Genomic DNA, 26,678 nt, shown 5'->3' with positions numbered 1-26,678 from the left:
CATGGGTATTTTGAGCGGCTATCGGGTTCTCGATTGCTCGATCGCGATGGCGGGGCCGTTCGCGGCGCAGCGGCTGGGCGATCTGGGCGCCGATGTGGTCAAGGTCGAACCGGTGACCGGCGAATGGCAGCGCCATGCCTCGGCGGGCGGCGCGCGCGGCAACCGGATCAACGTCTCCTTCCTGTCGCTCAACCGCAACAAGCGTTCGCTCGCGGTCGACCTCAAGGCGCCGGAGGGCAAGGCGATCCTGCTCGATCTGGTCAAGAGCGCCGACGTCTTCATCCAGAATTACCGCCCCGGCGTCGCCAAGCGGCTGGGCGTCGATTATGAAACGCTGTCGGCGATCAATCCGCGCCTGATCTATGTGTCCATGTCGGGCTATGGCGAGAGCGGGCCCTATGTCGACCGGCCGGGGCAGGACCTGCTGCTGCAGGCGCTGTCGGGCGCGATGCTGTCGGCCGGGCGCGAAAGCGATCCGCCGCAGCCCGCGGGGCAGTTCCTCGCCGACGCGATCACCGCCTATACCGCCTTCGAGGGCGCGCTCGCCGCGCTGCTCCATCGCGAGCGCACGGGCGAGGGGCAACTCGTCCAGGTCAATATGCTCGACGCGATGGCGGCGGTGCAGATGCAGGAAATCTCGGTCCACACCGTCGGCGGCAAAGCGCAGACGCGCTCGGCCGAACCGCACGCGCACAGCTATATCCGCGCACCCTATGGCGTGTTCGAGACCGCCGACCATTATATCGTCGTCGCCTTCGCCAGCCTCGACGCCTTCGGCACGCTGATCGGCGAGCCGAGCTTTGCCGGCATGGACGACGAGACCGATAGCTGGGCCCATCGCGATGAAATTTTCGCCAAGACGCGCGAACGGCTGAAGGCGAAGACGACCGCCGAATGGCTCGACATATTGCTGCCCGCCGGCGTCTGGGCCGGACCGGTGCACGGCTATGCCGAACTGGTCGAGGACCCGCAGGTCCGGCACAATGGCAGCTTCATCGAATATGACCACCCGAGCGAGGGCCGGGTAAAGACGCCGGGCTTTCCGATCCGCTTTTCCAAAACCCCCTCGGCGCTCGACCGCGGCGCTCCGCAGGTCGGCGAGCACAGCCGCGAAATCCTGGCCGAGGCCGGGATCGCCGCCGACGAGATCGACCGGCTGCTGGCCGGCGGCGTCGTGAAGCAGGACTAATGCGCACTCGCGGCCTGACCTGGGATCATCCGCGCGGCTATAACGCCCTTGCCGCGGCGGCGGCGACCCGGACCGATGGCGAACTCGGCTGGGACAAGCAGCCGCTCGAAGGGTTCGAGGCGCATCCGATCGCCGACCTGTGCGCGCGCTACGATCTCGTCGTCCTCGACCATCCGCATGTCGGCGAAGCGGTCGCGGCGGGCTGCCTGCAACCGCTGGAGGATCATTTCGGCGCCGACGAGATCGCCGCGCTCGATGCCGAGAGCATCGGCCCCAGCCTCGCCAGCTATCGTTACGAGGGGAAGCATTGGGCCTTGCCGCTCGACGCCGCGACCCAGGTCATGGCGCGCCGCGCCGACCTGGCGGGCCAGGCGCCGCGGACGTGGGACGATGTGCTGGCGCTGTCCGAACGCTGCCCGGTCGCGCTGTCGCTCGCCGGGCCGCACAGCGCGCTCTCCTTCCAGTCGATCGCCGCCGCGCTGGGCGAGCGCTGCGCCACGGACGACCCCGAGATCTTCGTATCCGCCGCGACCGGTGCGCGCGCGCTCGACATCATGGCGGCGCTCGCCGCGCGCAGCCCGGCGTCGGTACGCGACCTCAACCCCATCGGCATCCTCGCCCATATGGCGGCGCATGACGATGTCGCGCTCTGTCCGCTGATCTATGGCTATGTGAACTATGCCGCACCGGCCAATGCCTCCGCCAAGCCCCTCGCCTTCACCGACGCGCCGCGCGGGAGCCCCGTTGGCGAACCCGGCTCGACTCTCGGCGGCACCGGCATCGGCATTTCGGTGCGCTGCGCGATGACCCCCACCCTGCTCGCGCATCTGCGCTGGCTGATGAGCGACGATGCGCAACGCGGCTTCATTCCCGCGCACGACGGTCAGCCGAGCCGGCGCGCCGCATGGCACGACCCGGCGGTCAACGCGCGCTGGGGCAATTTCTACCGGAACACCGCCGCGACGCTCGAAGCCGCTTATGTCCGCCCGCGCCACGACGGCGCCATCGCCTTTCAGACCGAGGCGGCGGCGCTGATCCGCGACGGCCTCGACGCGGGCACGCCGCACGCCGCGCTGCTCGACCGCCTGCAAGCCGCCTATAGCCGGAGCCGCAAGCCATGACCGACACCATTCTTTTCACCGTCGACGGTGCCGTCGCGACGATCACCCTCAACCGCCCCGACAAGCTCAACGCCGCGACCCCCGAAATGGCGAAAGCGATCGTCGCGGCGGTGACGGCGTGCAACGACAGCGACACGATCCGCTGCGTCATCGTCACCGGCGCCGGCCCCAAGGCCTTTTGTGCCGGGTCGGACATCTCTGAACTCGACAGCTATGCGACGCCCTGGGATTTCCGCAACCGGTCCGACTATTGCGACGCGATCCACCGGCTGCTGAAGCCGACGATCGCGGCGGTGAACGGCTATGCGCTCGGCGGCGGGCTGGAAACCGCGCTGTCGTGCGATATCCGTCTCGCGTCGAGCAATGCGCGTTTCGCGGCGCCCGAGATCAAGCTGGGCTGGATCGGCGGCGGCGGCATGGCGGCGATGCTCGCCCATTCGATCGGCCTGTCCAACGCCGCGCTGATGATCATGTCGGGCGACCTGATCGACGCGCAGCGCGCGCTGCAATGGGGGCTGGTCAGCGAGGTGGTCGAGCCCGAGGCGCTGATGGACCGCGCGCGCGAACTGGCCGCGACCATCGCCTCGCGCGCGCCGATCGCCGCCGAGACGGCGAAGCTGAACCTGCGCGCGGCGGTGTCGATGCCGCTCGACAAGGCGATGGAATATGAGCGCGACCTGCAGGCGATCTGCTTCGCGACCGACGATGCGAAGGAAGGCCGCGCCGCCTTCACCGAAAAGCGCCCGCCGCAGTTCCATCGGCGCTGAAAACCGAGGGAGGGAAGAATGACGATGTGGCGAGCGATGGCCGCGGTCGCGGTGGTAGTCTTGCCGACCGCCGCGCTGGCGCAGACGGTGTGGGACAAGCCGAACAGCATTTTCCATGTCTCTCCCGACGGCGATGACAAGGCGGCAGGCAGCGCGGCGGCGCCGTTCCGTTCGCTGGAGCGCGCCCAAGCCGCGGTTCGCACGGCGAATGCTCATCAGGACGTGACCGTCATCGTCCATGGCGGAGTGTGGACGCGGACCGAGCCGCTGGTCTTCACCGCGAAGGACGGCGGGCAGAACGGCTTTGCGGTTCGCTGGCGCGGCGCGGACGACGCGCGGCCGCTGATCACCGGCGGCATGGCCGTCGCCGACTGGCAGCTTCAGGACAAGGCACGCGGCATCTATACGGCCGACGTGCCGAGGGGGACGTCCGCCCGCCAGCTCTGGGTCGACGGCAAGCTGGCCCGACGCGCCCGCACCGAGATCGACCGCGGCGATGCCCGGTTCGACGCGCGCGGCATCAGCTTCGTCGGCGCGGGCGCCGATGTGGTGGCGCAGGCGGCGGGCCAGCGGCACGTCGACGTCGAGGCGACGGGTTTCTTCACCCACCGATTCTCGCCCGTCGAGCGCATCGCAGGAGCGCGGCTCGACATGCGCCAGCCGGCGTGGAACAACAATATCTGGGGCTATGACACCATTCCCGACCCCTTCCACCCGGAAGAGGCGCGCCTGTACGTCTCCAACGCGCTGGCCTTTCTCGACGAAGCCGGGGAATGGTATCTCGATCCCGAGGCGGGCAAGCTTTATTACAAGCCGGCCGCGGGCGTGGACATGGCGAAGGCCGACGTCCGGCTTCCCCGCCTTCCCGTGCTGGTCAGCGTTGCGGGGACGGCGCAGCACCCGATCCGCGACCTGACCCTGTCGGGTTTCCGCTTTTCCCATACGAGCTGGACCGGCCCGTCCGAGCATGGCTATGCCAACCAGCAGAGCGGTACCTTCATCACCGGCCAGTCGAAGGCCTTTCCCGCCGATCCGCTGGGGACCTGCCAGCAGGGCTGCCCCGAGTTCGAGAACGAACGCAACGTCTGGCGCCAGATGCCGGCGGCGGTGCAGGTTTCCGCGGCGCAGCATGTCACGATCAGCGAGAATGTCTTTGCGCATCTTGGCCAATATGCGCTGGGCGTCGGCATGGACGCCAACGCCAATGTCTCGGGCGTCGGGCTCGCCACGGTCGACGTCACGATCCGCGACAATCTGTTCGCCGACCTGTCGGGCGGCGCGATCGTCGCCGGCGGGGTGCGGCCCGACGCCCATCACCCTTCCGATCCCGCGCTGACCAACCGCCAGCTCATGATCCGCGGCAATCTGATCCAGGGGGTCGGGCGCGATTACACCGACAATGCCGCGGTGCTCGCAACCTATTGGGACGGGTCGGTCATCATCCACAACGACATCTCCGACGCCCCCTATGACGGCATCGATATCGGCTTCGGCTGGGGCTATGTCGACCAGGGCGGCAATCCCAACTACCGCGCCCGCCAGCGCGGCTATGATTCGGGCGTCAACCCGGTCTGGGACACGCCGACCATCCGCCGCGACGCGATCGTCGCCTTCAACCGCCTCTACAAGGTCAAGCGGGTCGCCGACGACGGCGGGGCGATCTATAATCTGTCAGCGTGCCAGGACTGCGTCATCGCCGAAAATCACATCTTCGACATCGGCCCGCGCGTCGCGCTCTATCTCGACGAAGGGTCGCGCGGCTTCACCGTCCGCGACAATGTCGTCGAGGGCGCGGTCCGCCAGTGGCTGAACGTCAATACGGCCAGCGCCTTTCAGCCGGGCCGCACCAATTCGATGAACAATGTCGCGCGCGGCAACTGGCACGAGGCGATCAATGTCGGCGGCATCTGGAACGCCTATATGAACAACCGGATCGAGGACGATCATGTCGTCCTGTTCGGAAGCTGGCCGGGCGGCGCGCTGCATGTGATGGGCCACGCCGGGCTCGAGGCGGAGAGCAAGGTGCCGTCCTACCTCGATTACGAGCCGCGGCCGAAGGTCGGTCTGCCAGCGCCGCTGCCGGGCGGACGCGGCACCTATGGCCGCAACAATCCGAAGACGGCGCCGAAACCCGCCGGCGAGTGAAGCCGGCGGCGGCGCCTATTTCACGCTCTTGATTGGCAGGACGAAGAAGGAGCCGGCATAGACGAAGACGATCGCGGCGATGAACAGCGCCGTATAGTCGCCGCCCGACAGGCTGAGCAGCCAGGCCGCGAACACCGGACTCAATATCTGCGGAATGTTCACCGCGGTGGTCAGGATGCCGAGGTCCTTGCCGGTCGCCTCGCCATCGGCCTTGGGCAGCACCTGGGTCATCAGCGCCATGTCGACCGACATGAAGGCGCCGTAGCCGATCCCGATCAGCGCCGCATAGATCAGCATCCCCTGCAGCGAGGGCAGGAACAGCGGCACGGTGAGCGCGGCGCCCATGACGATGCTGGAGGCGAAGACGATCGGCTTGCGCCGCCCGATCCGGTCGGACAGCAGCCCCGAGGTGAAGGCGGCGAACACCAGCGCGAAGAAGGTGATCGTCGACAGCGTCGCGATCGTCCGGTTCGCGTCGGCGAGCGACAGGCCGATATAGTCCTGCAGGATATAGAGCATGTAGGTGATCACACCCTGATAGCCCATGTAGATGGTGAAGCGCCCGAAAAAGGCCCAGGCGAAATCGGGATGCTCGCGCGGACTGACCCAGAAGCTCTTGAGGAATTCGGAGGCGCGGAAGGGCGGCGGCAGGGCCGCCTCGACTTTCGGCTCGCGGTTGATGGCCACGAAGGCGAGGCAGACGACGATGATCGCCCCCGCGAACAGCCAATAGGCGAAAGTGATCGTCCCGGCGAGCAATCCGGCGACGATCGTGCCCACCGTCAGGCCCGAGGTCATGCCGGCGCCGACGAAGCCCGACGCGGTGCCGCGCTCGTTCGGCGCGAACCGGTCGGCGACCACCGTGGTCAGCGCCGCCTGCATCGAATTGAGCGCGATCACGGCGCCGACCCAGAAGAGGGTGATCGCCCACAGGCTTGTCATCTGCGGCACCGCGAACAGGCAGAGGCCGCCGACCAGCGATCCGGTCACGATCCACGGCGTCCGCCGTCCCCAGCGGGTGCGGGTGCGATCCGACAGGGCCCCTGCGATCGGCGTCGTCAGGGTGCTGAAGATCGAGGTGATCGCGAACACCACCGCCAGCCCGCTCGCCTTGTTGGCGGGATCGAGCGCCTGAATCTGGTTGGGAAGCAGCACCGCCAGCACCGCCGCATAAAGGGCGAGCAGGACGAAGAAGACCGCCGTCATCGAAACGAGCAGCACCCATTTCTCGCGTCCGCGGACATGGGCGATCGAGCCTTGCAGAAAGGCGGCTTCCTCGGGCGCGCCGCCGGCCAGGGCGGCATTCAGGTCCGACATCCCATTCTCCCGTCCCGGCGCCGCGATGTCGCCGCCGGTCATGCCGTCATGCGGCCTTCCTGATATCCACCCGCTGCTGAACCGGCGCCGTCCCGAGCGCATCGCGCTCCAGTATCTCGGGCCGCCGCTCGTCGCGGCGCGCGGTTTCGCTGAGGACGAGCCCGTGCCCGGGCGCATCGCTGCCGTGGATGAAGCCGTCCCTGATCGTATAGGGCCGCTCGACCAGATGCTCGAAATTCTGGAAACTGTACTCGACCCAGGCGACCTCGGGCAGCGCCAGCGCCATGTTGACGCCGACCTCCAGGAAGCTGTTGCCCATCGTCACCTCGACCCCCATGTCGGCCGCAAGCCAGCCGATCCGCATCACGTCGGTGACATGGCCATGGACGTTGAGCATGTCGGCCCCGCCCGCCTGGATCAGCGCGCGCTTGCCCGACACGTCGAGATATTCGCCCGAATTGAGCTGGGTTTCGCCGAGCGTGCCGCGCAGCATCCGAAGCCCCTCGAAATCGGAGCGCAGGATCGGGTCCTCCATCCAGTAGATGGCGTGGCCCGCGCGGTGCATCGCGGCGAGGTTCTGAAGCGTCTGCCGGGGCGACCAGGACTCGTTCGCGTCGATCATCACCGTCGCGTCCTTGCCGACGGCGCGCTTGAGCAGGTCGAGGCGGTGGATGTCGCGGTCGAGTTCGGCATGGCCGACCTTAATCTTGAAGGCGGTATAGCCCTGCTCGGCGGCGGCGGCGAACAGCGCGCCGAAATCCTCGTCGGACAGATGGAAATCGAGCCCGCTCGCATAGGCGCGGACGCGGTCACGCCGCGCGCCCAGCATCTTCCACAGCGGCAGGTCGGACGCCTTCGCCGCCAGATCCCAGACCGCCTGTTGCAGCGCTTCCTCGAACGGCACGCTCATCCGGCGAATATTGCCGCCGCGCGGCCGGCCGACCCGGTGCGCGAGCGCGAGCGGGCTTTCGCCTTCGAGCGCGGGCCAGGCCTCGCCGCGGAACACGCGCTCGAGTTCGGCCTCGGCGGGGAGCGGATGGAAGAGCGACTGGACGAAGCCGAGCCCGGTCCGGCCGGCCGAATCGACCAGTTCCAGCGCCGCGACATGGACGTCGTCGGCGCGCACCTGGCTGTCGCCGATCACCCGGTCGCGGGCGAACTGAAAGCGGGTAATGCGAAAGTCGACTAGGGGCATATTCGGTGCTACCATCTTCCAGATGCCAAACGTGAAATATCAACGATAGGGATTAGATATGACAGATGGGGGCAAACGGCAAGCTGGATTCGTCGCCGAATCGGCAGAAGTCGGCGGCGAGCGCCCGGCGAACGGCGAACGGCTCAGCGACGTCGCCTATCGGGCGATCCTGCAGGGGCTGTTCGACCAGAAGGTGCCCGCGGGCGCCTTCGTCTCGCAGAATGATCTTGTCCGCCTGCTCGGCATTCCGGTGCAGCCGCTGCGCGACGCGCTGCGCGTGCTCGAGGCCGAGGGCGTGCTCACCATCCACCCGCGCTCGGGCATCCAGTTTCTGAAGCCCGACCTCGAACTCGCGCGCAGCACCTATCAGTTCCGCTCGATCATCGAGCGCGCGGCGGCGCGGCGCTATGCCGAGACCGGCGACGCCGAAAGGGCTCGCGACCTGATCGCCGGCCACAAGGCGCTGATGGCGCGAATCGAGAAGGAGGGCCTGACCGACGGCGCGCTCGAAGCGCTGGAGGTGCTGGAGGTCGGGCTGCACGGCAGCATGATCGCCAATATGAAGAATCCGCTGATCGAGACGACCGCGCAGCGGCTGAAGAATTATGTCACGCTGATCCGGCTCGACCGGCTGGTCACCGCACCGCTCGCGCTGCGGACGCTGGGCGAGCATCTCGAAATTCTCGAAGCCTTCGTCGCCCGCGATCCCGATCGCGCCGAAGCGGCGATCGCATCGCACTTCCAGGCCGCGTTGCAGCGCATCCTGGGGATGTTCTGACCGGCCTGCCCCTTCTCGTCACCCCGGACTCGATCCGGGGGCCCGCTCAGCAGCGCCGGAAAAGCGGGACCCCGGATCAAGTCCGGGGTGACGAGGAAAGTGAAGTCGGCTGACGCTTTTCCATCTGATCGATCTGAAATATGAATTGAGATTTTTGAGATATCAGTTTAGGCGCAAGGCATGGACATCGCACCCGCCGCCCACCGCTTCGATCAGACGACGCTCGGCCGCCTCGGTTTCGGCGCCTCGACGCTCGGCAATCTCTATCGGCGGATGAGCGACGCGGCGGCCGCGGCAACCGTCCACGCCGCGCTCGATGCCGGGATCACCTATTTCGACGTCGCGCCGCATTATGGTTTCGGGCTTGCCGAAAAGCGGCTCGGCGCCGCACTCGCCGAGGCGGACCCCCAGGAAAGCACCATCGTCTCGACCAAGGTCGGGCGCCGGCTCGACGCGGTCGCGCCCGGCACCGACCTGTCGGCGCTGCGCCAGGCCTTCGTTTCGCCCGAACCCTATGAAAGCGTGTTCGACTATAGCTATGACGCAGTCATGCGTTCGTGGGAGGACAGCCGGCGGCGGCTGCGGCGCGAGCGCATCGACATCCTCTATGTCCACGATATCGGCCGCTACGCGCATGGCGACGCGCACCCGCGGCTGTTTCGCGAGTTGATGGACGGCGGCTATCGCGCGCTGCGCGAGCTGCGCGACGGCGGCGCGGTCGGTGCGATCGGGCTCGGCGTCAACGAATGGCAGGTGTGCGAGGAGGCGCTTGCCGCCGGCGATTTCGACATGATGTTGCTCGCGGGACGCTACACGCTGCTCGAACAGGGCGCGCTCGACAGCTTCCTGCCGCTGTGCGCGGCGCGCGGGGTCCGGCTCGTCATCGGCGGCCCCTACAACAGCGGCATCCTGGCGCATGGAGTGAAGGGGCCGGGACCGTTCCATTACGAATATCAGCCCGCCTCGCCCGAGATCGTCGCGCGGGTCGCCGCGATCGAGGCGCTGTGCGATACCCATGGCGTGCCGCTCGCCGCCGCCGCGCTGCAATTCCCGCTCGCCCATCCGCAGGTCGCCTCGGTGATCCCCGGCATGAACAGCGCCGCGCGCGTCGTGCAGGCGGTCGCGCTGGCCGAACAAGCGATTCCCGCCACCTTCTGGGCGGATATGCGCGCCGCGGGCCTGATCCGCGCCGACGCCCCCACCCCTGCCTGAGACTTCGAAAGGAAAAGCCATGCCCCGCCTCGCCGGCAAGACCGCCATCGTGACCGCCGCCGGACAGGGAATCGGCCGCGCCAGCGCCGAACTCTTCGCCCGCGAAGGCGCGCGCACCATCGCCGTCGACATCAACCCCGACACGCTCGCCAGCGTCGAGGGCTGCGAGACGCGGGTGATGGACCTGCTCGACGGCGCGGCGATCGCCGCCCTCGCGGCCGAGGTCGGCGGCGTCGACATCCTGTTCAACTGCGCCGGCTTCGTTCACGCCGGCACGATATTGACGACCGAGGAGAAGGATTTCGACTTCTCCTTCGACCTCAACGTCAAGTCGGCCTATCGGATGATCCGCGCCTTCCTGCCCGCGATGATCGCGCGCGGCGGCGGGTCGATCGTCAACATGGCGTCGGTCGCGGGGTCGATCATCGGGGTGAACAACCGCTTCGTCTATGGCGCGTCGAAGGCCGCGGTGATCGGCCTCACCAAGTCGGTCGCGCAGGATTTCGTCACCCAGGGTATCCGCTGCAACGCCATCTGCCCCGGCACCGTGCAGTCACCCTCGCTCGACGAGCGGCTGGCCGCGACCGGCGATGCCGCCAAGGCGCGCGCCGAGTTCGTCGCCCGTCAGCCGATGGGCCGCGTCGGCCACGCCGAAGAGGTCGCACAGCTTGCCCTTTATCTGGCCAGCGACGAATCGGCCTATACGACCGGCACCGCGCAGATCATCGACGGTGGCTGGACGAACGCGTGACCGGGCGCATGACGAAAGGTCGCCCGACCCGCCGCATCTGCCTGGCACTCGACCTTGTCGACGATGCCGAGCTGATCGCCGACTATGAACGCTGGCACCGCCCCGGCGAAGCGCCGGTCGAGATCGTCCGATCGATCCACGAGGCGGGCATCGCCAATATGGAAATCTATCGGGCGGGCAACCGCCTGTTCATGATCATCGACGCCGAGGCGGAATATTCGGACGAGGCGAAGGCGAAGGCCGACGCCGCCAATCCGCATGTGCAGAAATGGATCGCGCTGATGCAGCGATTCCAGCAGCCGATCCCGGCCGCGGGACCCGACGGGACGTGGATGGCGATGGATTGCATCTACCGCCTGACCGACCACCTGGACTTTCACGCCATCGCGCGCTGACGGAGTCGCAGGCGGGGCAGTAGGGCGAAGCGCCCTGCCCGCCGCCCTTCGTCATGCTGAACTTGTTTCAGCATCCATGACCCAATGCCCTCCTTCCACGCTGCGCTCGGTTCAGGGGCAGGCCATGGACCCTGAAACAAGTTCAGGGTGACGATAGAGCGCTGGATCATCTCGAACGCAGATGCGGTTGCAAGCGATATAGGCCAAAAAAAGAGGGGCCTTCCGGCAGACGGAAGGCCCCTCGATGCCTGAGGGGCGGCCGGGAGGGTGGCCGCCCGGGGGGACAGGTCAGAATTTCACGCGCGCGCCGAACGACAGACGGCGGCCGGTCATGCGATATTCCTTGGTGCGGTCGGGCGTCATCGAATAGAGGAACTCCTTCGAGTTCGTCAGGTTGAGCCCGTCGACGAAGACCGTGAAATTGTCGGTCAGGTCGTAGGACAGGCTCGCGTCGAGCTGCCCATAGCCGTTGAAATATTCCTGTTCGCTGTTGCGGCCCACGGCGGTCTGGAGGAAGTCGTCGCGATAGGTATAGGCGACGCGCGCCTGGATGCCGTATTTTTCGTAATAGCCGACGAGGCTGTAGGAATATTTGGACAGCCCCTCGAGGCTGTAGGTCGCCCCCGCCACCACGCTCGGATAATTGGCGTTCGACTTGGTGTAGTTGAAGCTGGTCTGGACGCCGAAACCGTCGAAGGGCGCGGGCAGCCAGTTGGCGAAGGACTGGCGATAGCCGACTTCGAACCCCTTGACCGTCGCGCCGTCGCCATTGCCCGGCACGGTGACCTGGAAGGTGATCTCGTCGACCGTCTGCGGGGTCGTGATCTGCGTCACGAAGCTGTCGATCTTCTTGTAGAAGGCCGCGACGTTGAGCAGCGAATCGGACGCGAAATACCATTCGGCGCCGATTTCCGCCTGCCATGCCCGGAAGGGCTGGAGGTCGGGGTTGCCGCGCTTGATCGTTTCGTTGCCCGGGTTGGTCTGGATCGACTGGCGCGGCGACAGGTCGGTGAGAGTCGGGCGGGTCATGACTTTCGACCCCGCGAAACGCAGCACCAGATTGTCGGTCACGTCGAGCCGCACGTTCAGCGACGGCAGCCAGTCGCGATATTTGCCGTGGAAGCTGACCGGAATGATGTCGGACACGACGATGTCATTCTGTCCGGTCGGGTCACCATTCTCGTCGAGGCGCGGCTTGGCGCTGATCACGGTCTTCGACGCGCCCGACGAGGTATAGTCTGTATCCTCGTAGCGCAGGCCGGCGTTGATCGCGAGCGGCATGCCGCCGATCTCGGTGTCGAGCGACGCCATCAGATAGGCGGCGCGGACGCTTTCGTTGATGACCGACGAGGCCGACGCCGAACGCACCGCAGGGTCGAAGGTGATGCCGTCTTCTGCGGCATATTGATCGACGAGATTCACCAGTTCGCGCGGATCGTAGATGATCCAGTCGTGCAGGATATTGCCATTATAGCCCGAAAAGAAATTGCGGTTCGTCGACTGGAACAGGGCTTCGGGAAGCGCGCGGTCGGACCCGCAATAGGCGCATTGCTGGCCGAACGGCATTTCAAAGCCGTTGATCGTCTTGATCCGTGACGAGGCAAAGACACCGCCCGCCAGCGTCAGGTCGCCACCGCCCGGATTCCATTCCAGATCGCCGCGATATTCCTGGATCTCGTCGTCGGCCTCTGCACCGCCGCCCCAGATATAATAATGCGCGGTCAGTCCCTGCGGATTGGTCGCCGCATTGGCGTAATTGGGGCTGTCGAAGCCATAGTCGTAGATCGGATTGCCCGAGCGGCGGTCGAACCAATGGTCGATATTCTTGCGGCGGATCGTCGTGAACAGATTGTTCTCGCCCCCGCGCTTGCGCGCGTTCGACAGCGACATGTCGAGCCGGACCTTCAGATCGTCGGTCGCCTGCCAGTCGACGTTGACGCCGATCTGATCGGTCGTGACGTCGCGATCGTCATATTGGATGATCTCGTCGACGAAGCCGCCGACATAGCGCTGATAGACGGCTTCGCCGCCGGTCTGGACACCGTTCACGACGCTGCCGCCCTCGACGACCTGTTCGACCAGCGTGCCGCCCGAGAAGTCGTAGGCGAGGCCGGTCTGCTGCTCGAGGAAACGCGATTTGGTGTAGAGACCGTCGATCGTCACGGTGAAGCGGTCCGACGGACGGAGCTGGATCGCGCCGCTGAGGCCCCAGCGCTTCATGTCGCGCTCGAAGAAGAAGGGCGAGAGGTTCGAGGGCATCGAGACGTTGGCGAACGGATCGACATCCGGTCCGACACGGGCGCCATCGACGCCGCCGGCCCGATAATAGCTGTCCGTGCTCGACCGGTGGACATGACCCGCGCCGATGGTGAATTCATCGTCGCGATTCTGCTGCTTCGCCCAGACCGCCGACAGCGCGACGCCGAAGCTGCCGGCGTCGTTGCGCCAGCTTCCCACCGCCGACAGTTCGGGGTTCAGCTTTTCCGACAGTTCCGAATATTGCATCCGGCCCGACCCCACGAGCCGCAGGCCAGCCGGCTGGTCGAGCGGCCGCATCGTGCGGATATCGACCGTCGCGCCGACCGAGGCGTGGTTGAGGTTGGCCTGCGGCGACTTATAGACGTCGGCGCCGGTGATCATTTCCGACGGCAGGACGTCGAACGAGAATTCGCGGCCATTGTTGTCGGTGGCGAGAGTGCGGCCGTTGACGGTGACCGCGTTGAATTTGGGACCGAAGCCGCGGACGGTCACGAAGCGGCCCTCGCCGCGGTTGCGTTCGATCGTCACGCCGGCGATGCGCTGAAGCGATTCGGCGACATTCTGGTCGGGCAGCTTGCCGAGATCCTCGGCCACGATCGAATCGACCACCGCGATATTGTCGCGCTTGAGGTCGATCGAAGCGCGCTGGCTGGCGCGAATGCCGGTGACGACGATCGCGTCGCCCTCATCCTCGGCGACCGGCTGCGGCGCGTCGGCCGACTCGGTCTGGGCAAAGGCGGGCGCCGACAGGCCGACGCCGAGGGCCGAAACGGCAATGCCGCCGGCCAGAATATGCTTGAAAACAGACATGAAAAACCTCCTCCACGGGCAAAGCGGCGGTGTCGTCAGAAATCGCACCGTCCTTATCTGATATTTCAGATACAGCAACTGACATGGCAATGGCAACAGGTTTTCGCTGCCCCGACCGCAAAAAAGCAAGCGATCCCGTCGAAAACCCGGCTTGCGCCCGCGCGCCGGCGTGCTCCGACCGGCACTGTCACGCTTTAGTTATTAGTATTATTATATTTATTGAAGCGCAAGCCCGAGACCGGATGGCTCGGCCTCGGGCGGCATAGCGGGCGTCAGCGTGCCACGGCGACGGGCTCGAGCCGCGGCGACAGGAGATGGACCGCGATCAGGGCGATGAAATAGGCGCTGCCCGCCACCGCGAAGAGCGGCGTGTAGGTGCCGAGATGGTCGAGGACGAAGCCCGCATATTTCGCCATCAGCATCCCGCCGATCGCGCCGGCGGTGCCGCCGATACCGATCACCGATCCGACCGCCGCGCGGGGGAAGACGTCGGATGGCAGCGTGTAGAGATTGGCGGAAAAGGCCTGGTGCGCCGCCGCCGCGATACCGATCACCAGCACCGCGAGCCACAGATTGTCGATGCTCTGCGCGAAGAAGACCGGGAGCACCGCGACCGCGCTGACCAGCATCGCCGCCTTGCGCGCATAGTTGACGCTGCGGCCCGCCTTCATCAGCCGCGACGACATCCACCCGCCCGCGACGCTGCCGACGTCGGAGAGCAGATAGACCGCGACGAGCGGCGGCCCGAAGCTGAGCAGATCGAGGCCGTAGCGGTCGCCGAGATAGCCCGGCAGCCAGAAAAGAAAGAACCACCAGATCGGGTCGATGCAGAATTTGCCGACCGCATAAGCCCAGGTCTCGCGAACGCGGATCAACCGCTTCCACGGGAGTTGGACGACGGGGTCGACGGGGTCCTGCTCGATCCAGGCGAGTTCGCCGGCGCTCAGCTTCGGATGTTCGCGCGGGCGGCGATAGAGGCCCCACCAGGCGATCAGCCAGACGAAGGCGGCGACGCCGGTGACCACGAACGCCATCCGCCAGCCATAGGCGAGCACCAGCCACGGCACGAGCAGCGGGGTGACGATCGCGCCGACATTGGCACCGGCGTTGAAGATGCCGATCGCCAGCGCGCGCTCCCTGGCCGGGAACCATTCGGTGACCGCCTTGATCCCGGCGGGGAAATTGCCCGATTCGCCGATGCCGAGGCCGAAGCGCGCGAGCGCGAACTGGGTGACCGACATCGCGCCGCCGTGCGCGATATGGGCGAGCTGCCAGATCACGAAGGCGACCGCATAGCCGGCGCGGGCGCCGATGACATCGACGATGCGGCCGAAGCCGAGATAGCCGATCGCATAGGCGGCCTGGAACCAGAAGATCACATTGGCGAAGTCGGTCTCGCTCCAGCCGAGATCGGCCGACAGCACGGGCTTGAGCACGCCGATCATCTGGCGGTCGATATAGTTGATGACGGTCGCGGCGAAGAGCAGCCCCACCACCACCCAGCGATATTGCCCGGCCCGCGCCGCAGCCCTTTCGATCGTTTCAGTCTCTCGCGTGGCCATCGGCGATCCTTCCCTTATATGTTTATCGGTGGCGCGCGCCCGCGGACGGCGTCAGGCAAGCGCGCTATAGGGGTCCGGCCCTTCGATCCGCTCCAGCGCGGCGAGGACCGCGGCGCGCCAGGCCGGGTCGGCGACGAGGGCGCGCGGAAACAGGTCGAGCGCGAGCAACGCGTCCGCCAGCGATGCCGCATCGCCCGCCGTGCGGCCGATGGCGGCAAGGCGGGACGCGAGCGGGTCGACGATCGCCGTGCCACCGCGCGCCATGCGCCGGATGAAAGCCATCCACGCCGCGACCGGCACCGCGAGCCTGGCAACCGGCCGCCCGGCGGCGCGCGCCTCGTCGGTCGTGTCGAGCAGGCGATAGGGCAGCTTCTGGCTGCCGTCCCACGCGATCTGGCTGAGCCGATGGCGGATCGCCGGGTTGCGGAAGCGGTCGAGCACCGCGCCGGCATAGGCGGAAAGGTCGAGCCCCGCGGCAGGGGCGAGCGAAGGGATGATGTCGCTGCGCACCAGCCGCTCGGCAAAGGCGGCGAGGCGCGGGTCGCCCATCGCGTCGGCGACGCTGTCGTGACCGAGCGCGAAGCCGATATAGGCGAGGCTGCTGTGCGCGCCGTTGAGGATGCGCAGCTTCGCCTTTTCATAGGCCGCGACGTCGCCGGTCATCTGAACCCCGGCGCCCGAAAGATCGGGGCCGCCCGGAAGGTCGAAATGCTCGATCACCCATTGGGTGAAGCCTTCGCGCTGCACCGCCGCCGCATCGTCGACGCCGAGCAGGCCGCGCGCGCGGGCCAGATGCGCGGCGTCGGTCGCGGGGGTGATCGAATCGACCATCGTGTTCGGAAAAGCGACCTCACCCGCGATCCAGTCGGCAAGCCCCGGATCGAACTGGCGCGCGAAGAGCGCCGCAGCGGCGCCCAGCCTGGCGCCATTGCCGTTCATATTGTCGCAGCACAGCACCGCGAAGGGCGCCGTTCCCGCCGCGCGGCGCGCCGCAAGCCCGGCGACGATCCAGCCGACGATACTGACCGGCGCGGCGCGATCGGCCAGGTCGTGGACGATATCGGGATGCGACAGGTCGAGCGTGCCGTCGGGGGCGAGGCAATAACCCTTCTCGGTCACCGTGCTCGTCAGCAGCCGCACATCGGGATCGGCGAGCAGACGGTGGACCCGCGCATCCTCGCCCGGCCGTACGAAGGCGCTGTGCGCGGCGATCGCGCGAATGCCCGTCTCGCGATCGAGCGTCGTCAGGCTGTAGAGCCCGTCCTGCCGCGCCAGCGCGTCGACGGTGCCCGCCGAGCGCAGCGACACCGCCGCGATTCCCCAGCGCGGATCGCTGCCCAGTAGCGTGTCGATATAGCTGGCCTGATGCGCGCGGTGAAAGGCGCCGGGACCGAAATGGACGATGCCGGTGCGGATCGCGGCGGGGTCGTGCCCCGGCCGCGCGACCGAATCGGGAAGCGCCGCGAGCGTGGCGCGCGACAGGCGGGTCACAGCGTCACCCCGCGTTTCCAGATCGCGATCTCGCGCTCGCCGTTGCGCTCGGCTGCCGTCTCGCGCCCCGACGCGACCTCTGCGATCAGCCCGAGCAGCGCCGCGGCGCCCGCGTCCATCCCGTCATCGAGCACCTGCCCGCCGTCGAAGTCGATCCAGCCGGGCTTGCGCGCGGCGAGGTCGTGGTTCGACGCGACCTTGATCGTCGGCACTGGAAAGCCGAGCGGCGTGCCGCGCCCGGTCGTGAACAGGATCACCGTCGCCCCCGCCGCCGACAGCGCGGTCGAGGAGACGGCGTCGTTCCCCGGCGCCTCGAGCAAAGTCAGCCCCGGCTTCGATACGCGCGCGCCATAGCCGAGGACGTCGGTGACCACCGCGCGCCCCGCCTTCTGCACCGCGCCGAGCGACTTTTCCTCGAGCGTCGTCAGGCCGCCGGCAATATTGCCCGGCGACGGATTTTCGGAAACCGGCTCACCGTGCGCGGTGAAATAGGCCTTGAAGCCGTCGACCAGCCGCTCGATCGCCTCGAAGGTATCGCGATCGGCGGCGCGCGCCATCAGCAGATGCTCGGCGCCGAAAATCTCCGGGATCTCGGTCAGGATCGCCTGGCCGCCCGCCCCGGTCACCGCGTCGCTCATCCGCCCGACGAGCGGGTTGGCGGTCAGACCGCTGAGGCCGTCCGACCCGCCGCACTTGACCCCGAGCACCAGCTTGCCGAGCGGCAGCGGCTCGCGCTTCGCAGTCGCGGCCGCTTCGACGAGTTCGTCGACCAGCGTCAGGCCTTCGTCGATCTCGTCGCCCGCGCTCTGCGCGCGCAGGCTGCGTACGCGGCCCCGCGCCTCGGGCGGGATGTCCTCGATCAGCCGGTCGATCTGGTTCGATTCGCAGCCGAGCCCGACGAGCAGCACCCCGCCGGCATTGGGATGCGACGCCAGCGCCGCGAGGATCGCGCGCGTGCCGTCGAGATCGTCGCCGAGCTGCGAGCAGCCGAAGGGATGGGTGAAAGCATGGACCCCGTCGACCCGGCCGCGATGGCGCCGGTCGGCCGCCTCGGCGATCTTGGCCGCGGTGCGCGCGACGCAGCCGACGGTCGGCAGCACCCAGATCTCGTTGCGCGTCGCCGCGCGCCCGTCGGGGCGCAGATAGCCCAGGAAGGTCGGCGGATCGGCCAGCGGCGTCGCCGGGTCGGCGGCCGGGCGATAGGCATGGCCGCCGTCCGCGGTCAGCGCCGTCGCCATATTATGACTGTGGACATGCGCGCCGCGCGCGATCGCCGCCTTTGCCGTGCCGATCGGAAAACCGAACTTGATGACCGGCGCGCCGGCGGCGATGTCGACGACCGCGATCTTGTGCCCGCGCGCGACCGGTTCGGTCAGCGTGATTCCCTCCGCGACGTCGAGCCGCTCGCCGGCGTCCAAATCGCGCAGCGCGGTCGCGACCGAATCGCGGGGGTCGATGAAAATGGCGTTGTTCGCGGTCATGGGCGGCGCGGCATCCTTGCCCTATGGGCTGGCTTGTCTTCGATCGAAAACGGTGTCATATATCAAAACGTCAATGTTATATATCACCAATCGAACCGCCCCTGCAAGCGCGCTTCGCGAATAGGGGCCGGATCGAAGATGGCGCGGCGCGGCGGCACCCCATGGCCCCTGCCCGCGCCGCACGCTATAATGGGAAAAGAACGACGATGGCAAAACCGCTGAACATCAGCCCCGACCGCCTGTTTCCGGCCGAGGGCAAGACGCGCGACATCGCGCGCGCGCTCTATGCCGAGGTGAAGGCGCTGCCGATCGTCAGCCCGCACGGCCACACCGATCCGGCCTGGTTCGCAACCGACGCCAACTGGTCGAACGCGACCGAATTGCTGCTCGCGCCCGACCATTATCTCTATCGCATGCTCTATAGCCAGGGGATCGCGCTCGACGCGTTGGGCGTGCCCGACCGCAGCGGCGCGCCGGCGACCGACCCGCGCGCGGCGTGGCGGCTGTTCGCCGCCAATTTCCACCTGTTCCGGGGCACCCCCTCGCGCATGTGGCTCGATCATGTCTTCGCCGACGTCTTCGACTTCGACGTCGCGCTCGATGCCTCGACCGCCGACCTCTATTACGACCGGGTCAACGAAAGCCTCGCCAGCCCGGCCTTTCGCCCGCGCGCGCTGTTCGACCGCTTCAACATCGAACTGCTCGCGACCACCGAGGGCGCGCACGAGGATCTGGATCATCATGCCGCGATCCGCGCCTCGGGCTGGGCGGGCCGCGTCGTCACAACCTATCGCCCCGACGCAGTGGTCGACCCCGAGCATCATGATTTCGCCGCTGCGATGCGGCGCTTTGCCGAACTGACCGGCGAGGATGTCGAAAGCTGGCAGGGCTATCTGGCCGCGCACCGCAAGCGCCGCGCCGATTTCCGCGCCGCCGGCGCGACCGCGACCGACCATGGCCATCCGAGCGCCGCGACCGCCAACCTGTCGCCGACCGAGGCCGAGGCGCTGTTCGCGAAGGTCGTCGGCGGGCGCTGGACGCCGGCCGATGCCGAGTTGTTCCGCGCCCAGATGCTGACCGAACTCGCCGCGATGAGCGTCGAGGACGGCATGGTGATGCAGATTCATCCCGGCGCGTGCCGCAACCATAATCACAAGCTGTTCGAAAGCCATGGCCGCGACAAGGGCTGCGACATTCCGATGCGCACCGACTATGTCCAGGCGCTGAAGCCGCTGCTCGACCGCTTCGGGACCGAGACGCGGCTGTCGATCATCCTCTTCACGCTCGACGAATCGACCTATGCGCGCGAGCTCGCACCGCTCGCCGGCCATTATCCCTGCCTGAAGCTCGGTCCGGCCTGGTGGTTCCACGACAGCCCCGAGGGCATGCGCCGCTTCCGCGAGATGACGACCGAGACCGCCGGTTTCTACAACACGGTCGGCTTCAACGACGACACGCGCGCCTTTCTGTCGATCCCGGCGCGGCACGACGTCGCGCGGCGGGTCGATTGCGCCTTTCTCGCACGCCTCGTCGCCGAGCATCGCCTGGCCGACTGGGAAGCCGCCGACGTGGCGCGCGAACTTGCCCATGGATTGGTCCGCAAGGCCTACAAGCTCGACGACCCAGCCTTCGCGCCGCGCGCGGCGGAGGCGGTTCCGGCCTGACATCGCACCAACGTGGTAAATCAAATCCGTTCGTGCTGACCCCGGATCAAGTCCGGGGGAAGCACCGCCCTTCTTTCTTCGCGGCGTCGCAAGAAAGGGCGGCCCTTCGACAAGCTCAGGGCGAACGGATTTAAAGCCTACCGCATCAAGCCCGGCGCACCCGCACCGCGATCCACGGCTTGCCGGGCAGCGCGATCGTCGGGCGCGCCGGGTCGTGGACGTCGTAATCGTCGCGCCGCGCCATCGCGAACGGCCCCTCGACCGGGGTGACGGTCATATTCCAGGTGTCGATGATGTCGACGCGGTAGCAGTACAGCGGCTCGCCCTTCTTGACCGGCAGCGACAGGCGCCATTCGGTCGGCGCGGCGCTACCGAAATAATGAAGATAATAATCGCCGTCCCGGCCGCCGAGATGATAGTTCCACAGATGCTGGATCGGGTCGATGCCGGGCACCGGTCCCTCCTCCATGATGCGTTTCAGGAAGGCGAGGCGCGGCGCGCTGCTGCCCTGGAGGCTGCCGCCCTGCCCCAGCCACGAGAAATCGGGGTTGCGGTCGGCGGCATAGGTTTCGCTGTGGCCCACATAAGTGCCGCCGACGAGCCCCCACCAGAAGCGTTCGACCATTTCCTCGCCGCTGAGGTTCGCCCAGCGCGCGGCCGAATTGCCTTCATAGACCACCTCGTCGAAGATCACCGGCTTTTGCGCGAAGTCGCGGTGCAACGCGGCGCGGATATCGTCGAGGACCGCGGCGCCGTTCTGGATGCTGGCGTGGGTGATCCACGGCTTGCGATGATCGTAATAGAGGTGAAGCTGGTGGATCGAGCGCAGCCGCTGGTGCGGGTCGGCGACGACCAGCACCTGAAACAGATGGTCCCAGTCGGCGACCGTCTTGCTTTCGACCGCGTCATATTCGTTCGCCATCGACCACCAGAGGTTGCGATAGGCGCCCCAGCGCGCGGCGGCGTAGCGAACATAGCGTTCGTCGTCGGTGCGCGCCATGGCGCTGTAGCCGCGTGCCTTGTCATAGGGGTGAAAGAGGATGACGTCGGCCTCTATCCCCAGTTCGCCCAGACGGACGATGCGATCCTCGAACCGGCGAAAATAGGCGGGATCGAAGCGCGCCGGGTCCCAGTCGCGCGGCCCCGTGCCGGTGCGCGCGAAGGGATCGGTCGCGACCGACTGGACGTTCGGAAAGACCAGCATCCGCATCTTGTTGAACGGCGCGCGCTTCAGCGTCGCCAGCGTCTCGGCGCATTTGGCGTCGGATTGCAGCGCCCAGCTATAGGCGGTGGTGCCGATCTGCCGGAACGGCGTGCCGTCGGCATGGACGAAGTGAAAGCCGTCGTCGCTGACGCGTACCGGCCCGTGATTGCCCGGCCCCGGCGCGGTGCAGTCGAATGCGCCCGTCTGGCCGGCGAGCGCCGCGGCGTTGCTTTCGCTCCGCCATGTCCATCGCCCTTCTTCGGGCGGGCTGAAGCGGATGCGATAAACGCCTTCGCCGTCGTAGAAGCCGGGCACGCGGATGCTGCGGCCGCTGCTTTCGAAGGTCGCCGCCAGTTCGACGTCGACAAAGGGATTGCCCTGTGCCGGCCCGTCGAAGACCAGTTCATGGACGCCCCAGCGCTCGGTGCGAGCGGTCCCTTCGCGCGCGACCGCGGGGGCCGCCATCGCGGCCCCCGCCGCCAGTCCGCCCTTCAGCATCGTGCGACGCGAGACCGTCATCCGGCTTCTCCCCGCATGGCGGCAAGCTGCTCGAGCGACTTGCCCTCGTTGCGCGGCGCCCAGATGAAGCCGATCAGCCCGCTGATCGCGAGGAAACCGACCAATATCCATGCGAGCGTCTGGAAGCCCGTCGCCGTCAGCCAGGGCACGAAGAAGCTGAAGATGCCGAGCGCGATGCGGACGACGGCGAACATCACCCCCTGCGCGGTGCTGCGCAGCAGCGTCGGAAACATTTCCGAACTCCAGAGCTGGAAGAAGCATTGCGCGCCGAAACCCTGCCCGACCGCCATCAGGAAGACGTGGATCAGCGCGACCGGCAGCGTCAGCGGAAAGATGGCGAGCAGCGCCATGCCGATCACCTGGGTGATCGCCGACAGACCGAACAGCAGCCGCTGGTTCACCCGGTCGGACAGCTTCATGAAGATGAAGAAGATCGACGCCATGCCGAGCAGGAAGCTGAGCGCCTGCACCGCGACCGACATCGCCTGCGTCTGGTTGCCGACGGTGCGCAGGATATAGGGAAAGAAGAAGCCGTTGGTGCCCGCCCACAGGTTCCAGAACAGATACATGCCCGACAGGAAGGCCATCGAGCCGATATGCTGGCGCGTGAAGAGGTCGCGCCACCGCCCGCGCGCGGGCCCGCCCTCCCCGCCGTTCGCCTCGGCGGCCTGCGCCTCCAGCCAGCGCGGCGATTCGTGCATCCGCGAGCGCAGGAAGGTCAGCGCGACGGCAAGGATCGCGAGATGCGCGAAGACGATCCGCGCCCCGAGCAGGCCGAGCGGCGACAGCGCGAGGAACATCAGCAGCACGACGACAGGCCCCAGATACCAAAGCACCTGCGCGACGCCGCTGTGCTTGCCGCGCTTGTCGTTGGGCGCCATCTCGGCGATCAGCGACCAGGAGGCGGGAATGTCGGCGCCGACCGCGAGGCCGACGAGGAAAAATCCTGTCACGACCATCCACGCATTCATCGCGAACACCAGCCACAACATGCCGAAGGCGTAGAAGAGCATGTCATACTGGTAGATCTTCTTGCGCCCGAACAGGTCGCAGAGCCGCCCGCCGATCAAGGCGCCGATGCCGGCGGCGATCGCATTCGGGCCGAAGGCGCCGATCAGGCCGACGAGGTCGGTATCGAGCCGATAGGCCTCGACCCACAGCGCGAGCGCCGCGGCGCCCGCGACGATCGACCCCGCGTCGATATAATTGGCGAGACCGGCGAGGATCGTGTTCTTCCAGTCTTCGCGGTCTGCGGTTGCGCTCGTCATATATCCTCTCCGGGTCGCGGCGGCGGTTCCCGCCATAGCTGGTCCTGCCGGGACCGCGACCCCTTGTCGGCCGCCCGGCGTCGATAATCCTATGGCGCCCCCGCGGCGACCGCCGCCGCCAGCGCGATGCGCCAGCGACGGCGGATCGCGTCGCGCCGGTCCGCGGCAAGCTGCGGCTCGAACCGCGCGGCATCGGGCGTCCGCCAGTCGTCCAGGCCGAGCGCCTCCGCCGCCATTCGCGCGACGCCGAGCGCGCTCGCCTCCGCGATATCGGGACGAACGACGACACGGCCGGTCAGGTCGGCGAGAAGCTGCGCGAGGAAATCGCTACGTGCCGCGCCGCCGTCGATCGACAGGTCCGCAAGGCGCAGGCCGAGGTCGGCCTCCATCGCGTCGAGCACGTCGCCGATCTGGAGCGCGATCGCCTCCAGCGTCGCGCGCGCAATATGCGCCGGCTGGGTGCCGAGCGTCATGCCCGCGATCAGCCCGCGCGCGCCCGGCTGCCAGTGCGGCGCGCCGAGCCCCGCGAGCGCGGGAACGAAGACGGCGCCGCCGCTGTCGGGCACGCTCGCGGCGAGGCGCGTCAGTTCGGCTTCGTCGGCGAGGCCGAGCAGCGCGGTCGCAAAGGCCGCGGCATGGCCCGAGACCGAGATATTGCCCTCGATCGCATATTGCGGCGCGGCTTCGGCGTGCTGCCAGGCAACCGTCGCGGACAGGCCGTGCGTCGATTGCGCGCGCGCCGCCGTCGCGGCCATCAGCGAGCTGCCGGTGCCGATCGTCGCCTTGACCCGGCCGGGCGCCGCGATGCCGTGCGCGAAGAGCGCGGCGTGACTGTCGCCCAGCATCACGCGGATCGGCGTACCGGCGGGCAGCGCCGTCCGTCCCGCCGCGACGGTGCCGAAACCGCCGTCGGACGGCAGGATGCACGGCAGCAGAACCGGCGGCACGGCGAAAATCTCCGCCAGCCTTTCGTCCCACGTCCGGCTTTCGAGATTGAAGAGCTGGGTGCGCGAGGCGTTGCTGGGGTCGGTCGCGTGCAGCGTCCCGCCGCTGAGGTTCCAGAGCAGCCAGCTATCGACCGTGCCGCAGCGCAGCTCGCCGCGCTCGGCCCGCGCCCGCGCGCCGGGGATGGCGTCGAGCAGCCAGCCGATCTTCGCGGCGGGAAACAGCGGATCGATGCCAAGTCCGCTGCGCGCCGCGATCTCGTCTTCGAGGCCGGCATCGCGCAGCGCCCGGCAGCGATCGACCGAGCGCTGGCATTGCCAGATCACCGCGGGAGCCAGCGGCTCGCCGGTCGTGGCGTCCCAGAGCACGATCGTTTCGCGCTGGTTCGACAGGGCGAGCGCGGCGATCTCCGCCTCGGGGGTCGCCGCGACGACCTCGGCGATCAGCCCGGCAACCGCTTCCCAGATCGCGGTCGCCGATTGCTCGGCCCAGCCGGGGCGCGGATAATCGACCGGCATCGGCCGCGCGTGCGCCGCCAGCACCGATCCGTCGGGCGCGACGAGCAGCGCCTTGCTATTCGTCGTCCCCTGGTCGATCGCGAGGATGACGGGGCCGGTCATCAACCGGCCCGCAGCCCCAGCAACTCGCGCGCCGCCGTGGCGATACCGTCCGCCGACAGGCCGAAACGGTCCATCAGCCACGCCGCCGAGCCGGTAGGCAGGAAGCCCGGAAAGCCGAGCATCCGCATCCGCACCGGGGCGTTCTCGGCGCACCATTCGGCGACCGCGCCGCCGAGCCCGCCGCGTGCCAGCCCTTCTTCGGCGGTGACGATCGCGCCGGTCTTCGCCGCCTCGGCGAGCAGTTCGGTGTCGAGCGGAGCGATGCTCGCCATGTTGACGACCCGCGCCGCGACGCCCTCGGCCGCGAGCGCGTCGGCGGCGGCGAGCGCGCGGTGGACGAGGGTGCCGTTCGCGACGATCGCGATGTCGCCGCCCTCGCGCAGCGTCTCGCCATGACCGATCGCGAACCGCGTCCGCTCGCGCGCCAGCTCGGGCACCGGCATCCGGCTGATGCGGACATAGACCGGTCCGTCATAGGCGGCGGCGGCCTTGATCGCCTCGGCGGTTTCCCACGGGTCGGCCGGCACGATCACCGCCAGCCGGTCGATCGCGCGCAGCCAGGCGATATCCTCGATGCTGTGGTGCGTCGCGCCCAGTTCGCCATAGGCGACGCCGCTCGAAATGCCGCACAGCTTCACATTGGCGAAGCTATAGGCGCAATCGGCCTTGATCTGCTCCATCGCGCGCGCGGTCAGGAAACAGGAAGCGCCGCTGACGAACGGGATCTTGCCGCCGTTGGCGAGCCCGGCGCCGACCCCGACCATATTCTGTTCGGCGATGCCGACGTTGATCAGCCGATCGGGAAAGCGGTCGCGGAACTTGCCGAGCTTCGACGACCCGACCGAATCGTTGACGACGGCGACGATACGCGGATCGGCTGCGGCCAGTTCCTCGACCGCGCGGACATAGGCGTCGCGGCAGTCGAACAGGCCGGTAGCGGGGGCAGGGGCGCTCATCGGGCCATCTCCTCTTCGAGTTCGCGGATCGCCTGCGCATATTGCTCGGCGTTCGGCACGCCATGGTGCCAGCCGGCCTGGTCGCGCATGAAGCTGACCCCCTGGCCCTTGTGCGTGTCGGCGATCAGGCACAGCGGCGTTTCGCGCGGGGCCCGCGCCGCGTCGAAGGCGGCGAGCAGCGCGGCAGGATCGTGCCCGTCGACGCCCTCGACCCGCCAGCCGAAGGCACGCCACTTGTCGGCGAGCGGTTCGAGCGCATTGGTATTCTCGGTCCCCGCGCCCTGCTGAAGCCGGTTGCGGTCGACGATGACGGTCAGGTTGCCGAGCCCGCGGTGACCGGCGAACATCGCCGCCTCCCACATGCTGCCTTCCTGCAGTTCGCCGTCCCCGGTGAGCGCGAAGACATGATGGTCCGCGCCGTCGATCTGCGCCGCCACCGCGATGCCGACTGCGACCGGCAGGCCATGGCCGAGCGGCCCGGTGTTGGTTTCGACCCCCGGCAGATAGGTGCGGTTGGGATGGCCATTGAGCCGCGATTCGGGCTTCAGATAGGTGTCGAGTTCGGCCTCGGGAAAGAAGCCCGCCCCCGCGAGCGCGCTATAGAGCGCGCCGGTGCAATGCCCCTTGCTCATCACGAAGCGGTCGCGATCCGGCGATCGGGGATTGGCTGGATCGATTCGAAGAATATCGAAATAGAGCGCCGCGAGGATGTCGGTCGCCGAAAGATCGCCCCCCGGATGCCCCTGCCCCGCGTCGACGATCATCCGCAGCAGCCGCCGACGCATCCAGTTCGCGCGCTCGCGGACATACTCAATGCGGCGGTTTTCCGGTCTGGAACCGGCATTCGTCGAGGGGTCGGAACCGTCTGTCATCGCTCTCTCCTTGTCCACCCGATAACGGATGTTGAAACCCGGCGCAAGGAATAGTAATATTATATATGCTTGCGAATCGCAATTTCGATTATTTTCGATTTTGCTTCAAATTGACAAAAATCGAAAGAACGGATTAGGAGGGCAGTCGTGATCGAAC

General features: G+C 67.6%; 20 protein-coding genes. 9 read left to right on the top strand and 11 right to left on the bottom strand.

The window, feature by feature from the left end:
• The first annotated feature begins 1 nt into the window (after window position 1).
• The 4 genes from FHR21_RS05315 to FHR21_RS05300 are packed head-to-tail and all read left to right on the top strand — an operon-like array spanning window position 2 to window position 5,222.
• A complete protein-coding gene (locus tag FHR21_RS05315) occupies window positions 2-1,189 on the top strand; it encodes a CaiB/BaiF CoA transferase family protein (RefSeq protein ID WP_184096055.1) in 1,188 nt (395 codons plus the stop codon).
• A complete protein-coding gene (locus FHR21_RS05310) occupies window positions 1,189-2,310 on the top strand; it encodes an extracellular solute-binding protein (protein ID WP_184096053.1) in 1,122 nt (373 codons plus the stop codon). The genes FHR21_RS05315 and FHR21_RS05310 overlap by 1 nt, the downstream gene beginning before the upstream one ends.
• Window positions 2,307-3,077, top strand: a complete 771-nt coding sequence (locus FHR21_RS05305; RefSeq protein ID WP_184096051.1) for an enoyl-CoA hydratase/isomerase family protein — start codon at window positions 2,307-2,309, stop codon at window positions 3,075-3,077. Before FHR21_RS05310 ends, FHR21_RS05305 begins: the two co-directional genes overlap by 4 nt.
• Before the next feature lie 18 nt (window positions 3,078-3,095).
• Entirely contained in the window at window positions 3,096-5,222 is a 2,127-nt protein-coding gene (locus FHR21_RS05300) for a right-handed parallel beta-helix repeat-containing protein (protein WP_184096049.1), read from the top strand.
• 15 nt (window positions 5,223-5,237) lie between these two features.
• Here the strand turns inward: FHR21_RS05300 and FHR21_RS05295 are convergent, their stop codons facing one another.
• Window positions 5,238-6,539, bottom strand: coding sequence for an MFS transporter (locus FHR21_RS05295; protein WP_184096048.1), 1,302 nt, complete (start codon window positions 6,537-6,539; stop codon window positions 5,238-5,240).
• A 46-nt stretch (window positions 6,540-6,585) separates the two neighbouring features.
• Window positions 6,586-7,734 carry a mandelate racemase/muconate lactonizing enzyme family protein gene (locus FHR21_RS05290; protein WP_184096046.1) on the bottom strand — a complete coding sequence of 383 codons (1,149 nt, stop codon included), beginning with the start codon at window positions 7,732-7,734 and terminating at the stop codon, window positions 6,586-6,588.
• 58 nt (window positions 7,735-7,792) lie between these two features.
• Here FHR21_RS05290 and FHR21_RS05285 point away from each other — a divergent pair, with 58 nt between their 5' ends.
• The 4 genes from FHR21_RS05285 (at window position 7,793) to FHR21_RS05270 (ending at window position 10,870) form a co-directional block, all read left to right on the top strand.
• Window positions 7,793-8,512 (top strand): GntR family transcriptional regulator, encoded by a 720-nt coding sequence (locus tag FHR21_RS05285; protein WP_184096044.1) that lies wholly within the window; start codon window positions 7,793-7,795, stop codon window positions 8,510-8,512.
• Window positions 8,513-8,692: 180 nt separating this feature from the next.
• Window positions 8,693-9,724: an aldo/keto reductase gene (locus tag FHR21_RS05280; RefSeq protein ID WP_184096042.1), complete on the top strand. Its 1,032-nt coding sequence runs from the start codon at window positions 8,693-8,695 to the stop codon at window positions 9,722-9,724.
• Window positions 9,725-9,743: 19 nt separating this feature from the next.
• Entirely contained in the window at window positions 9,744-10,475 is a 732-nt protein-coding gene (locus FHR21_RS05275) for an SDR family oxidoreductase (RefSeq protein WP_184096040.1), read from the top strand.
• 8 nt (window positions 10,476-10,483) lie between these two features.
• A complete protein-coding gene (locus FHR21_RS05270; RefSeq protein ID WP_184096038.1) occupies window positions 10,484-10,870 on the top strand; it encodes an L-rhamnose mutarotase in 387 nt (128 codons plus the stop codon).
• Window positions 10,871-11,158: 288 nt separating this feature from the next.
• On the opposite strand, the gene FHR21_RS05265 is transcribed toward FHR21_RS05270, so the two are convergent.
• The 4 genes from FHR21_RS05265 to FHR21_RS05250 all read right to left on the bottom strand — a co-directional run bounded on the left by FHR21_RS05265 (window position 11,159) and on the right by FHR21_RS05250 (window position 18,473).
• Entirely contained in the window at window positions 11,159-13,939 is a 2,781-nt protein-coding gene (locus FHR21_RS05265; RefSeq protein ID WP_184096036.1) for a TonB-dependent receptor, read from the bottom strand.
• A gap of 272 nt (window positions 13,940-14,211) precedes the next feature.
• Window positions 14,212-15,501, bottom strand: a complete 1,290-nt coding sequence (locus FHR21_RS05260) for an MFS transporter (protein WP_184096034.1) — start codon at window positions 15,499-15,501, stop codon at window positions 14,212-14,214.
• 51 nt (window positions 15,502-15,552) lie between these two features.
• Window positions 15,553-16,992, bottom strand: a complete 1,440-nt coding sequence (locus FHR21_RS05255) for a mannitol dehydrogenase family protein (protein ID WP_184096032.1) — start codon at window positions 16,990-16,992, stop codon at window positions 15,553-15,555.
• Entirely contained in the window at window positions 16,989-18,473 is a 1,485-nt protein-coding gene (locus tag FHR21_RS05250) for a UxaA family hydrolase (RefSeq protein WP_184096029.1), read from the bottom strand. Before FHR21_RS05250 ends, FHR21_RS05255 begins: the two co-directional genes overlap by 4 nt.
• Window positions 18,474-18,679: 206 nt before the next feature.
• On the opposite strand from FHR21_RS05250, the gene uxaC reads away from it, so the two are divergent.
• A complete protein-coding gene (gene uxaC, locus FHR21_RS05245) occupies window positions 18,680-20,137 on the top strand; it encodes a glucuronate isomerase (protein ID WP_184096027.1) in 1,458 nt (485 codons plus the stop codon).
• Window positions 20,138-20,282: 145 nt separating this feature from the next.
• Here the strand turns inward: uxaC and FHR21_RS05240 are convergent, their stop codons facing one another.
• From FHR21_RS05240 to FHR21_RS05220, 5 genes are all read right to left on the bottom strand, one after another.
• Complete coding sequence (locus FHR21_RS05240) at window positions 20,283-21,860, bottom strand: DUF5060 domain-containing protein (RefSeq protein WP_184096025.1); 1,578 nt, start codon at window positions 21,858-21,860, stop codon at window positions 20,283-20,285.
• Complete coding sequence (locus FHR21_RS05235; protein ID WP_184096023.1) at window positions 21,857-23,128, bottom strand: MFS transporter; 1,272 nt, start codon at window positions 23,126-23,128, stop codon at window positions 21,857-21,859. Before FHR21_RS05235 ends, FHR21_RS05240 begins: the two co-directional genes overlap by 4 nt.
• 89 nt (window positions 23,129-23,217) lie before the next feature.
• Window positions 23,218-24,693, bottom strand: coding sequence for an FGGY family carbohydrate kinase (locus FHR21_RS05230; protein WP_184096021.1), 1,476 nt, complete (start codon window positions 24,691-24,693; stop codon window positions 23,218-23,220).
• A complete protein-coding gene (locus FHR21_RS05225; RefSeq protein ID WP_184096019.1) occupies window positions 24,693-25,649 on the bottom strand; it encodes a transketolase family protein in 957 nt (318 codons plus the stop codon). The genes FHR21_RS05230 and FHR21_RS05225 overlap by 1 nt, the downstream gene beginning before the upstream one ends.
• Window positions 25,646-26,521: a transketolase gene (locus FHR21_RS05220; RefSeq protein ID WP_184096017.1), complete on the bottom strand. Its 876-nt coding sequence runs from the start codon at window positions 26,519-26,521 to the stop codon at window positions 25,646-25,648. The genes FHR21_RS05225 and FHR21_RS05220 overlap by 4 nt, the downstream gene beginning before the upstream one ends.
• Between the last annotated feature and the right edge of the window lie 157 nt (window positions 26,522-26,678).

The sequence above is a fragment of the Sphingopyxis panaciterrulae genome (assembly GCF_014199295.1).
Lineage (GTDB): Bacteria > Pseudomonadota > Alphaproteobacteria > Sphingomonadales > Sphingomonadaceae > Sphingopyxis > Sphingopyxis panaciterrulae.
Note: the sequence above shows the minus strand (reverse complement) of the source record. Positions and strands in the feature narration are given on the sequence as shown.